Below are 11668 nucleotides of genomic sequence, written 5' to 3'. Positions count from 1 at the left end.
CGCGCAAGGCGCTCGACGCTTGAGTTGACGACTTTATCGACAATCTCGCCGAAATAATGTCGTCAATTCGCATAAGTCCGAATTAAATTCGTCAATTCGCGTCCTAGACTTCGAATCCCGCCCATAAGGTCTTGATCTTATGGAAGATTCTGCATCTATTGCCCCGATGGCGATCGCTCGCCCACTTGGCGCCCATCGATTCGAAGCGTTCAGCCCCAAACTCGCCCGCCGCGTCACATTTTTTCGACGACCGGCGCTCGAGCAGTGGCTCGTGATCGAAGCAGACCCGACCGCACGCACGTTTTGTGAGCGCCCGGGTTGTGTGATGCTGGACGGACAACGTTATCTTGCCGACTTCTGGGTGCGCTACGCCGATCGTCAAGAGTTGATCACTCTTTTCGACCCGATGGCGATACCCGCCGACAAGGGGGCGGCGGTAATCGCGAACCCCACCAAACCGATAACGGTGCGGCGCATCGAACCGGCCGAACTCGCAGCGTCGCGCATGTGGGTCGAGAACTGGCAGCGCATGTTGCCTTGCCTCATCGCAGCGCGCGGGCTGATTGCCGATCCTCTCCTCGACGACATCGTGCGGTTCGTCGCGCTTCCTCAGCCTTTGCTCGCCATTGAACGAGAGTTCTCGACGGGCGATTCGATGCTGGTTCGCGCCGCTGTGTTCGGCCTGCTGCACGCCGGGCGCATTCAATCACCTGCGTTGCACCTCGAGGCACTGTCGCTCCTCACATCGTTTGTTGCGAGCGAAACCGTATCATGAGCCGCCGCAAACCGGAATTCCAGTCGCTCGATGTCACGACGTGGCCAACATTGGCGTGGACCGAGCTCGATGTGCCCAGGAGTAAGCGCATCAAGCTCAGCATGCAAGCAATCGAGTGCTATGCGCGTGGAGATCGCGTCAAGGATATCGAAGCGGCGACCGGCGTCAATCGGCGCCAACTCTATCGCCTGCTCGAGCGCGCCCTTGTCCCGCATCCCGATGGACGCATCTACGGATTCCGTGCACTCGTCGCGGATGTGCGTGTCGTGGACTATGTGCGCGTGAAACCCGTCGCCACGCACGGCGAGCGTGGAAGTCGCGGCATGGTGGGCGCGCTGTCCCAATTGCTGGAGCGCTACCCGAAGCTTGCCGGATGGTTGCTGCTGCAGATCAAGCAACACCGGGTGAAGCTCGATCAGCTTGTCGCCAGCGGCGATTTACGTACCCGCCTGCGTGGGCTGCAGGCCCTTCACGCGGCGTTTCTGCAGCAGTGCCGGGAAGTGGGCCTGACCGCCGCCGATTACCCATTCAACACGGCGGGCCGCGCGGTCCGTTCGCTGTCGGCGCGTGTCAAGACCGAACTGCTGCGCAGCTTCGGTACGGCAGCGCGTGCGGCCGGTGCCTCACACCTGAAAGGCCTGCCACGCTCGGACGATGCCATTGCGCCGACAGCGAGTCGTCCGTATCAGGTGGTGGAGTTTGATGGCCACCGCCTTGACATCCGGCTCAAGGTCGTTGTGCGCGATCCGCTGGGATTCGAGCACGAGTTCGAAACAGAGCGAGTCTGGCTGCTCGTGATCATCGACGTCTGTACGCGTGTGGTGCTCGGATATCACCTCGTCCTCGCGCGCGAGTACAGTCGCTATGACGTCATCAAGACGATCGAGAAGGCGCTGGAACCGCATCATGCGCGCACCTTCACGATCCCGGGGCTGGCGTACGAACAGCAGGACGGCTTTGCTTCGCAGCGTCTGCCCGAGCTCGCGTACGTTACCTGGGAGTGGATCAAGCTCGACAACGCGAAGGCGAACCTGGCGGTCGAAACGTTGACCGCGTTGTGCGAATTCATCGGCTGCGGCGCCGATGCAGGCCCCAAATACAGTCCCGACGAGCGGCCCTATATCGAGCGCTTCTTCGGCACGATCGCAAGTCGCCTGTCGTCGCGTCTGCCGGGCTACACGGGCTCGCATCCGCACGACCTGCGTCGAGCCCTCGCCGATCCGAAGGGCAACCTGCGCCTGTACGTGTCGCTCGACGAATTGGACGATCTTGTTGAATATGCGATCGCCAGCTATCACGGCACGCCGCATGCGGGATTGAACCACGTCACGCCACTCGAGGCGATGGCCTATTGCGTGCGCAGCAAGCAGCATCTGGTGACATGGTTGCCCGAGCAACGACGCCGTACCCTGTGCCTGATGCAGTCGGCGAAGCGTTGCCGGGTATGCGGCTATCTCGAGCAGGGCATCCGCCCGCACATCAACCTGCACGGCGTGCGCTACACCAACCCCATTCTTGCCTCCAGCCCGCACCTGATCGGGCGCTCGCTGCTCATCTACCTGAACTCGGACGATCTGCGCTGCGTGCGCGCATTTCTCGCCGATGGCGCCGAACTGGGCATCCTAGAAGCGCAGGGAGCCTGGCGCGTCGTCCCCCACAATCTCAAGCTGCGCCAGGAGATCCAGAAATTGCAGGGCAAGCGGCACGCGCGCAGGGCGCACGGCGTCAATCCGATTGAGGCTTATGTGCAAAGCAAACTCCGCGAGGCCAAGAAGTCCCGCAAGGCCGCCTCCGAACTTGCGCAGGCGGTGCGGACGCTCGCGGCGGCACCCACCACCCGTACGCCGCCCGGTCCCGCGATGCAGATCACGCCTCAGCCGGCGGCCGCGTCGGTCACCGCCGCGACTGCGACCACGGATGCCGCGCTGCAGCCGCCCGCGCGCCCCAGGAAACTGATCATTGGCACCGGCCAGGTCTTTTAACTTCAGCTCACATCGGGAGGTATCCCATGTCGCTTCAGATCCCGCGTCCTATCGACCCCGCGTTGCATCCTTTGGCGACCGGCAATTACCGAATCGCCACCCCGGCGATCGAAGCCTTCTACGAACTCGTCATGAAGTGTCTGCGTTACCGTATCATGGGCGCGCTTATCTATGGACCGCCGCGAATTGGCAAGACCCGTGCGATTGAGTATCTACGCTTGCTACTGGCCCGCGATCTGCCGAAAATCACCAGCTACCACGCGCAGTGCGAACACAAGCCGCGGCATGCTGAAGGTCCCTTCTTCGTCAACCTGCTCGAAGCAGTCGGGGACCATAATCCCAACGCAGGCGTCGGATCGGCCAAGCGCATGCGCCTGACGCTGCGTGTCCGCGAGGCGGCCGCCCGCGCCGGCAGCGGCACCGTGCTGCTGTTTTGCGACGAGGCGCAGCGGTACAACGAGAACGAATACGAATGGTTGCGTGACGTTCACGATGCACTCGATCGCCAGCAGATCAAGCTGTTCACGTTCCTCGTCGGCCAACAGGAACTGCTCTCCCAGAAAACCGCCCTGCAGATTGCCGGCAAGACGCAGATCGTCGCGCGCCTGATGGTCGAGGAACTGCCGTTTTACGGAATTCGCAACGTCGACGATGTCGCCACCTGTCTGAACGGCTACGATCAGACTGCGTATCCGGAGACGAGCGACTGGAGCTTTACGCGATTCTATCTGCCGCAGGCTTTCGACGCCGGCTATCGCTTGCTCGACGACGCGGGTGAACTCTGGCGGGCGTTCGAGGCGGCCCACCACAAGGCCCGTTTGCCGGGCCGCCTCGAGATTCCAATGGAGTCGTTCGCACGCGCGGTCGAAATCGTTCTGAAGGACAGCGAGCTCAAGGACGCGCCGGGTTACTGTCCCGAGCCGGCCTTGTGGACGCATGCGGTGCATCAATGCGGTTATATCCAGTCTCGCCATGCAACCGGCCACGTCCTCGCCACAGCGTAGCGGGTCGCCGCTGCGACCGCCGCGCCTGCCAATTCTGACGCTTGATGAGCAGAAGCTGACCCCATCACTGGGGTACGTGTTCAACAAGCGCTGGCTGGATCCCTGCGAATCGCTCGTGTCGATTTTGTGGAAGTTCGAGAAGGTAAATGCCTTGCCCGGCAACGTTGTAGCGCGGGTGATGGGCCCCGACATCGATCCGTACGAGGGCGTAGTACCTCAGCTCGGCGTCGTCAGCGTTGCGCAATTACACAGCGCCCTCGGTATTCCCTATGCGTCACTCGAGATCGGGCTGTTGCAGCCGAGTCAGCGGCGTCGGTACAGTCCGCTGTTTCGTCACTGCCGCAACTGCATTGCGCGCGGCTATCATAATGTGGTGCACCAAATGCTGAAATTCAACACCTGTCCAGCGCACTATCGCCAGTTGGAAACCGCCTGCCGCCGCTGCGGCTATGAGGCCCCCTACGTCGTGAATGTTCGCCTGCTCGAGTCGCCGTATCGATGCGCGTATTGTGGTGGCAGCTACGGAGGCGGCGGATGGTCACCAGAGAGGGCTCGCCCGATGAAGCCTGAGTACCGTAAGGCGTTGACGCGACGCTATTACGAGCGACACTTGGGATAGCGACGAAGCTCCGGCAGTTGTAGCAGCCAACGACCAACGTTCCCGCGATCGAATCCGCCGGATAATATCGCTGTTGCGAGGTCAGCTTCGCTCACGCGCCGCGTGAATTGCTTGGCGCTTCCGTATCCGGACGACGAGTCTGGTAAAGGCTACGAACATCGCTCACCCGGCAGCATCCTGGATTTCCTCACCGAAGCCGCAGCGGCACTATCTTAGTCGGTTGCCCGTGGCATCTTGCAATTGGATCCTGTGATCGGTGTTACGCAGAAGTGACGCATCACCGGGCCGATGCTTGCGCGATGAAATTGTTATAACATTGTATTGACTCGCCATGATGCGAGGTTTAACATTGTTATAACGGTGCAATCATGAGAGTTTCGATTCGCAGAATGGGCAATTCGCAGGGTGTGCTGATTCCGAAGCCGCTTCTGGCGCAATTGGGGTTTGAGGACGAAGTGGAGATGGAAGTGGAAGATGGCACGCTGGTTCTTCGGCGCCCACAAAACGCCCCGCGCCACGGCTGGGCAGAAGCCAGCAAGGCGCTGGCTGACGCGCGTGAGGATCGCCTGGTGATGGGTGAGTTCGGCAACGCGGGCGACGCGGAGATCGAATGGTAGCGCGTGGCGAGGTGTGGCTCGTCGCGCTTGAACCGACGCTGGGCAGCGAGATCCTGAAAGCGCGTCCATGCATTATCGTCTCGCCCCCGGAACTACACGACCACCTTCGCACGGTGATCGTGGCGCCGATGGCGTCAAAGGGGCGGCCGGCACCATTCCGCGTGCCCGTGACGTTCAAGCGCAAGCAAGGTCTGATTCTGCTCGATCAGGTTCGGACAGTGGACAAAGTCCGGCTGGTCAAAAAGGAAGGGGCTGTTGCCGAACAAACGCTGCTGGCTACGCTACGCACCCTACAAGAAGTGTTCGCTGAATGAGGGCAAACAATGTTCGAAACGATTCGTCAAGAGATGAGCGAGTTGGTGATGTTGGTCCGCCGCACAACCGAATGGGACGCGGCGGTCGCGCATGGCATCGTGAAGCTCGAGGAGGTGTCGCCGGCAGCGCTGGCCGCTCATCAGGCGCAGACGGCACGCATCGTAGCGCTGCAAGAGAAGTACGGAATTTGACGGGAAAATTGATGAGCGCCGCGATCGAAAACCACTTCAAGCTGCGCCGTCCGTGCGAGAACTGCCCGTTCCGCAAGAATGGGGCGATCCAACTCGCGCCTGGCCGCCTCGAGGGGATCGTCGAACATCTAGTGCGCGACGATCACAGCACGTTCCAATGCCACAAGACCGTGCACAACGCACACACGAGTGGTAAGTGGGATGACAACGGCAACTACGTGGCGAGCGGTCAAGAAAGTATGTGTGCGGGCGCAATGATCTATCTTGAGAAGATCGGGCGTCCAACCGTCGGCATGCGCCTCGGCCGCGTATTGGGCCAGTACGACCCGGAGCGCTTGCTGCCAGCCTTCGGCGACATCATCGACCCGAGAACTGACGAGGAAAGCAATGACGACGACGCATGACGAGAAGCAGATCCTTGAGCGGCAGGTTCGCGAGTGGACCACAGAGCTGAAGCGATTGGCCGGCCAGATCTCTGCAGCGAAAGGACAGCCCTGCGCGATCGTGATGATCACGCCGCTTGATGAGGACTACAAGGACGTCGTGCCTGAGTTGATTGCGGAGGATGCACTGCGCGTCCTGAATCACGGCTGGCCGGAAGGCTTTGAGGTCGAAATCCTTAACCAGTCCGCATGATCGATCCGGGAAGCGAAAATCATACGGGTGCACGAAGATGCATCGCATAGCCGTTACGACCGAGAGGACGGGCATGGTTTCAAACAGCGTAATCCGCAACCAGATGGATACCTACCGGTGGATGCAAGAGCATCTCGGCGGGCCCGAAGTCTATCCCGGCCATCCTTTGGTGCTGGCCACGATCATCATGCATGCATTCGACACGTTCGATGCTGCAGACAAGCCCACCGGCCACGGATGGTGTGAAGCGCTGGCGGATGGCCGCGTGCCCGGGGCCGGCGATCACGTCGGTGCGGCAATGCGGGTCCTGCGCATGGGGCGCGATGGCGCGACAGCGGACGAGATGGTGGCAGAAGCGAACCGATACTGGAATTGCGGCCGGGCCGGCGGTCACGTGAAGAATGTCGACACGGGTAGCGCACAATCTGTCCGGATTGAACCGCTATTTCGAGCGAAGGCTGATCGATGGTTCGAGTCGAATTCCGTGGCGGCATAGGGAACGACCGCGCAATGTCTTCGAGGACACGATTGAACTATCGAATCGACACCCCGGGTACGCGTGAGAAGGTCATGCGATTTCTAAATGAAATCGGCATCCCGGTACGGTACGAGATTGGGGCCACCGGCTTCACGGAGGGGTGTCGCATTGATCACGGTATGTTGGCTGTCGACCCTGCATGTCGCGTTTCGACCGTGCTGCACGAAGGCGCACACTTGGCGATTACCCCGCGGTGCTTTCGTGCCTTGATGAACGGCAACCTCTTCGCCGGCCAACGAGAAATGCTGAGAATCATGGGTGAGACCGATTTGCATCCCGACGATCCGCTTTATCGCGCCGTCATCCAATGCTCGGACCCTGAGGCTACGGCGTGGGCTTGGGCAGCAGGTATCGAACTCGGGCTGCCGGGCGACGAGATCATCCGTGACGACGAATACGGTGGTGACGGAGAAGAGATCAGGTTGGCATTGCAGATGCGTTCGTACATTGGTGTTCACGGGCTCGCACACGCCGGATTTTGTGAGATTCGTGAACGCAACGGCATGGTCGCTTGGCCGCACATGAAATTCTGGACGCAGGAAGTTGGGATGCCTGAGACGGCGTCTTGATGTGAACGAGGAAATACAGGAAAGAACATGAAGCGCCATAAGGCGAATATCATCGATGCGGCTGGTCTTGCGGATTGGCTGGCGACAGAAAAGCTGACATACGCGAACGATCAGCGCAATGGCAAACGTCTGGCCCTCGACACGTTTCTGTCAGGTGATCTCGTGGTTACTTTCGGCGACGAGGTGCTGTATCGAGGCGATGATGTTGACGCTGCGGTCGACGCGTTCAACGACGCCGGCTAACCGGCAAGGCACGGATAAATGGACCCATACAGCATCGACGTTTCGTCGCTTGGCGATACCGTCTGGGTGACCGCACACGATGGTTCACGTGTTGGCCGATTCAGCAAGCGCGTTGGGATCGACGTGCACCGGACGGTGACGGAGCAGTTGGCTGGCGCAGATCGGTGCTCGCAGTGCACGCACGAGCCCGCCGGCGTGATTGAGTGGTCCGTATTCCGCGAGGCAATCACGAAGCACTACGGAATCGAAGTGCCGGTAGACGCGATCTCGTTTTGAGCGAAGGAAGAACAGATGCACGACATATTTGAACCGAAGCGCGAGCCGGCACGCAGCATCTACAACGCCTTCAAGACTGAAGCGACAAAGCGTAAGGGGCGCAGTATCGAGGAATGGATAGCCGCTGAACGTGATGCCGTGTTCCGCGAGTCGCTTCGTCAGGCGCAGAAATTCGGATTGCGCGCGCCGTCGATGGACGAAATTGTCAGCGCCGAGCGTTACGCGATGGGCTCGATCGATTACGGCGCAAAATGGGCGTACGGAATCGTAGAAGCCATGCACAAGGCGGTGAGCCCGTCCGGCGCGTGAACCAACTGCAGAGCCGCGAGGTTATGACGAACACCCAACTACTCGCCCACATCGTCACGCAGGAATATATCGAGGTCTGTCAAGCTCGGAGCCAGACGCGAGGTGTCGCTGGCCGACATCCGCTCGGCGCCCTTCTTGGAACGGTGTCTCTGCCGGAAGAAGTTGTTCGTCATTCCGCAGAACTCGCCGAGGAGTTTTTCTCGGCGGCCGAGGCGAATGAGTTTTGTGGTGATCCGGTCGAGACCTACGTGATTCCGCGCTGGGCCAGTCGAGGCGGTGCCACATGGCTACCGAATCTCGCCGAGCTGGGATATCGCCGCGCCGAAGGCGGGTATCGGGGACGTGAGGAACTTCTGGTCGTCACTGCTGGTGTCGATTTGCACACCGATGACGAGGGACTGGTTTTGATGGTCGTGCTCCATAACGACGGGTTGACATTCCGACAGGGAAAGGCTCGGCACAAGCCGAGCGCAGGCGACTGGTTCATCTTCGATGACCGCCTACCGCACGGCGTCGACGACGCGTCCGGCCGGGCAACGTTCATTGGATGGAACATCCCGATCGTTCCGGCTTGACGCTCGACTATCGAAAGAGAAGCGAAATGTACTTTGGCGCGACATCGATTCGATGCCCGCTTTGCGGTCGCCCCGCGCTATGCAGCGCGAGCAAGGGCATGTGGTGCGGGCATTGTAAGAACGGCACGGTGCGATAGGAAAGAGGAAGAATGAGCGGCAGTAAGCGTACGGTGCGGCGGGCAGGTCGACCGGGGCTGGCGAAACACCTGTTGATGCCATTGCCAACCGAGAAGGTCCAAGCCTTGTCACTGGAAAATCATCTGGCGTTGGCAACCGTGCGTGGTGGCCGTGGCGACCTTGAGCAGCTCAGTTGCTTGATCCGCGTCGTCTATCTGGCGTTCTACCTGCGGGACGCGACCTCGGCTAGTGCCGAGGTCGAGCCATACCGGCGGGCCGAAGCGGCGCTCAATGCGCGCGTCACGCGAGTCGAGCTCGGCGAACGCTGCCTACTGCTCGATCACGAACTGGCAACCGTCGAACGCATTTTGGTCATCCACGACGAGCAGCTTGCCGCAATTCCGTGGCATCGATACCTGACTGCCTGGGAACGGCTGCAGCGCTACATCGTAGCGGGCAAGCGCTCGCCCATCGCGGCTGCATTGGGTACGTGACCGCATCGACAGAAAGGGAGGCGTTAGCATTCAAGCGAAAGCGGACAGATAAATTATATTATCGGTCCATCAACGATTTTGATCTAAACTGGAGGTCATGAAAACGCGCGACACCCCTCCCACCGATGAGACCGAACTTGTCTTTCCCGACGAGGCCGAGCTTGCAGCATTGCGCAGTTGGTACGCCGGCCTGGACGCGAGAGCAGCCGTCGCCCGCTATCTGGGCGATCGTCGGGCAGTCGGAGCGTCGTCGCGAGGCGTGCTCGGCCGGATTCGTCGGCAGCTCATCGCGTACGCGCAAGTCCGCCACCGCCCAGACCTGGCGGCCGCGTTTGTCGCTCGACCGGCGAGCGCGGCCGCCGACAGTGTGGCTCGCGCGATCGAGACGCTTCGCAACTTGCCCGCGCCGGCGCCGCTGATCACTGACGCCGTCGAGGTGTGGCTGCCGCCGCGCATAGCCGAAGCTCTCCACGCGCACGGCATTCGGACACTCGCGGACCTGACCGTGCGGATTCCGCGGCGACGTCGCTGGTGGTCGGCAATCGCCGGACTCGGCGTCGCCGGCGCGCGCCGCATCGAGGCGTTCTTCGCCGCGCATCCGGCACTGACCGAACGAGCGCGCGCATTGATCGTCGCGGTGCCGTCCGGCAGCATCGTGCCGTGGGAACAGTTGCGCATGCCGCACGAGGTCGACGGTTCGCGCGGCCAGTTTCGTGCCCCGGGAAGCGCCTGCCTGCTGAAGGCTTCGAACGACTATGAGGCGGTTCAGTCGTGGCTGTCGCTGCACGAATCGGCCGCCACGCGGCGTGCTTACCGAAAAGAGGCCGAACGCCTGATCCTGTGGGCGATCGTCGAGCGCAGTTGTGCACTATCGTCGCTCACCACCGACGACGCGATCGCCTACCGGAGTTTCCTGCGGCGGCCAACGCCGCACGAGCGCTGGATTGGTCCATCACGGCCACGGCACCACGTCGAATGGCGGCCGTTCACTGGTCCGCTGTCCGCCCGCTCGGCAGCGTATGCCCTGAACGTCTTGTCGGCGCTGTTTCGATGGCTCGTCGAGCAGCGCTACGTGCTCGCGAATCCGTTTGCCGGGGTCAAGATCAAGAGCCACGTGCAGCGTGCGGGACTGGACGTGTCCCGCGGCTTTACCGAAGGTGAGTGGCTGCTGATCCGCACGCTTGCCGATGGCCTCGAATGGTCGTACGGCTGGAGCGCGCCGGCCGCCCAACGCTTGCGGTTTGTGCTGGATTTCGGCTACGCGACCGGCCTGCGCGCGAGCGAACTGGTCAGTGCGACGCTCGGCGACATCCGCCGCGACGAGCACGGCGATCACTGGCTGCACGTGCTCGGCAAGGGTGGCAAGCTCGGCAAGGTGGCGTTGCCGTCGCTCGCTCGAACCGCGCTGGATCAGTATCTCGTGCAGCGCGGACTGCCGGTCACGCCGGCGCGCTGGAACCCGGCGACGCCGCTCGTCGTGAGTCTCGACGAGGATGGCGCGGGTATCGAAAGCACGCGACTGTGGCGCGTGCTGCGCCGGTTCTTCGTGCTGTCGGCTGACGCGATCCAGGAAGAACGGCCGGCAACCGCTGAGAAGCTGCGGCGCGCGAGCCCGCACTGGATGCGGCACACCCACGCGTCGCACGCGCTCGCGCGCGGCGCCGAGTTGATCATGGTGCGGGACAACCTGCGGCACTCATCAATCTCGACGACGTCGACCTACCTGCACAGCGACGACGTGCAGCGCGCCCGGCAGTTCGATCAGGCATTTGGGGCGCACAATTGCCGGTAGTGACACCTTCGCAGCGAGACGCTGGTGACAACTTTGCTTCGCACGCGGAAAGGTTTTGATTCAACGGCATTTTTTGTAGCCTGTGCGTGGTTCGGCGCGCGAATTGACATCTTTGCTTCGCAAACGGTGACAACTTTATTTTGGTCTACGGCCGTGCAGGCAGCTTATCCCCGGGTTCCTGCAAACCTTCCGCAGAAAGCTCCATTTCGTGATCCTGACGCGATCTTAGGGGGGACTTGGGAAGCGTTGGAGCGAGTTCTGAAGCTGGCGGGTTATTTCAGTACGGGATTACGTAAGCTGGAGCTGGCACGGTCTGTCGCATCTCACATGGACCCGGCGCAAAATAAATCACGCAGCTTCCAAGCATTTGTAGACGCCGTCGAGGCCGCAAAAATGTGATGGTTAAACTCGTGGTAGCGCCGTCAGCAAAGGCTGAGAGCGATGTTCTTTTCGTGTCCGCACGCGTTGCGCTCATGCAACAAAGGGGGGATGTATGTGCGAAGATTTTGCTAATGCGCCTTCAAGAGCTTGCAATGTCAGATGTGGCTCACGAGCGGCGTAATGAGGAAAGTCGCTCGCGACAAGAGCATGGTGTGCACGTAACCGATGATCAACG

At 61.1% G+C, this 11668-nt stretch carries 18 protein-coding genes; all 18 read left to right on the top strand.

All coding sequences use genetic code 11. The features are described from left to right. Positions 1-139: 139 nt before the first annotated feature. The 18 genes from KY49_RS13445 (at position 140) to KY49_RS35510 (ending at position 11451) form a co-directional block, all read left to right on the top strand. Positions 140-775, top strand: a complete 636-nt coding sequence (locus tag KY49_RS13445; RefSeq protein WP_042585141.1) for a hypothetical protein — start codon at positions 140-142, stop codon at positions 773-775. Continuing rightward, positions 772-2757 (top strand): DDE-type integrase/transposase/recombinase, encoded by a 1986-nt coding sequence (locus KY49_RS13440; protein ID WP_042585140.1) that lies wholly within the window; start codon positions 772-774, stop codon positions 2755-2757. The genes KY49_RS13445 and KY49_RS13440 overlap by 4 nt, the downstream gene beginning before the upstream one ends. 26 nt (positions 2758-2783) lie before the next feature. After that, complete coding sequence (locus KY49_RS13435; protein ID WP_042585139.1) at positions 2784-3761, top strand: ATP-binding protein; 978 nt, start codon at positions 2784-2786, stop codon at positions 3759-3761. Continuing rightward, positions 3730-4380: a hypothetical protein gene (locus KY49_RS35520; RefSeq protein WP_197083571.1), complete on the top strand. Its 651-nt coding sequence runs from the start codon at positions 3730-3732 to the stop codon at positions 4378-4380. The genes KY49_RS13435 and KY49_RS35520 overlap by 32 nt, the downstream gene beginning before the upstream one ends. A 368-nt stretch (positions 4381-4748) precedes the next feature. After that, complete coding sequence (locus KY49_RS13430) at positions 4749-4997, top strand: AbrB/MazE/SpoVT family DNA-binding domain-containing protein (protein ID WP_042585138.1); 249 nt, start codon at positions 4749-4751, stop codon at positions 4995-4997. Beyond that, positions 4991-5311, top strand: coding sequence for a type II toxin-antitoxin system PemK/MazF family toxin (locus KY49_RS13425; protein ID WP_042585137.1), 321 nt, complete (start codon positions 4991-4993; stop codon positions 5309-5311). Before KY49_RS13430 ends, KY49_RS13425 begins: the two co-directional genes overlap by 7 nt. A gap of 9 nt (positions 5312-5320) precedes the next feature. Next, complete coding sequence (locus KY49_RS13420; RefSeq protein ID WP_042585136.1) at positions 5321-5503, top strand: hypothetical protein; 183 nt, start codon at positions 5321-5323, stop codon at positions 5501-5503. Between the two features lie 11 nt (positions 5504-5514). Beyond that, the gene (locus tag KY49_RS13415; RefSeq protein WP_042585135.1) at positions 5515-5907 is read left to right on the top strand and encodes a hypothetical protein; all 393 of its coding nucleotides are present in this window, start codon (positions 5515-5517) and stop codon (positions 5905-5907) included. Continuing rightward, positions 5891-6139, top strand: coding sequence for a hypothetical protein (locus KY49_RS13410; protein ID WP_042585134.1), 249 nt, complete (start codon positions 5891-5893; stop codon positions 6137-6139). Before KY49_RS13415 ends, KY49_RS13410 begins: the two co-directional genes overlap by 17 nt. Before the next feature lie 73 nt (positions 6140-6212). Beyond that, positions 6213-6635: a hypothetical protein gene (locus tag KY49_RS13405; RefSeq protein WP_197083570.1), complete on the top strand. Its 423-nt coding sequence runs from the start codon at positions 6213-6215 to the stop codon at positions 6633-6635. Between the two features lie 32 nt (positions 6636-6667). Then, positions 6668-7246 (top strand): hypothetical protein, encoded by a 579-nt coding sequence (locus KY49_RS13400; protein WP_197083569.1) that lies wholly within the window; start codon positions 6668-6670, stop codon positions 7244-7246. A gap of 27 nt (positions 7247-7273) precedes the next feature. Next, a complete protein-coding gene (locus KY49_RS13395) occupies positions 7274-7489 on the top strand; it encodes a hypothetical protein (protein WP_042585132.1) in 216 nt (71 codons plus the stop codon). An 18-nt stretch (positions 7490-7507) separates the two neighbouring features. After that, complete coding sequence (locus KY49_RS13390; RefSeq protein WP_042585131.1) at positions 7508-7765, top strand: hypothetical protein; 258 nt, start codon at positions 7508-7510, stop codon at positions 7763-7765. A 15-nt stretch (positions 7766-7780) separates the two neighbouring features. Then, positions 7781-8074, top strand: a complete 294-nt coding sequence (locus KY49_RS13385; RefSeq protein WP_042585130.1) for a hypothetical protein — start codon at positions 7781-7783, stop codon at positions 8072-8074. Between the two features lie 23 nt (positions 8075-8097). After that, entirely contained in the window at positions 8098-8649 is a 552-nt protein-coding gene (locus KY49_RS35515; RefSeq protein WP_231636396.1) for a hypothetical protein, read from the top strand. A 149-nt stretch (positions 8650-8798) separates the two neighbouring features. Further along, a complete protein-coding gene (locus tag KY49_RS13380) occupies positions 8799-9260 on the top strand; it encodes a hypothetical protein (protein ID WP_042585129.1) in 462 nt (153 codons plus the stop codon). A gap of 97 nt (positions 9261-9357) precedes the next feature. Continuing rightward, complete coding sequence (locus KY49_RS13375; protein ID WP_042585128.1) at positions 9358-11052, top strand: site-specific integrase; 1695 nt, start codon at positions 9358-9360, stop codon at positions 11050-11052. Positions 11053-11076: 24 nt separating this feature from the next. After that, entirely contained in the window at positions 11077-11451 is a 375-nt protein-coding gene (locus KY49_RS35510) for a DUF4276 family protein (RefSeq protein ID WP_231636395.1), read from the top strand. Positions 11452-11668 lie beyond the last annotated feature (217 nt).

Source organism: Burkholderia sp. MSHR3999, from assembly GCF_000833595.1.
Classification (GTDB): domain Bacteria; phylum Pseudomonadota; class Gammaproteobacteria; order Burkholderiales; family Burkholderiaceae; genus Burkholderia; species Burkholderia ubonensis.
This window is presented reverse-complemented; position numbering and strand designations above follow the sequence as displayed.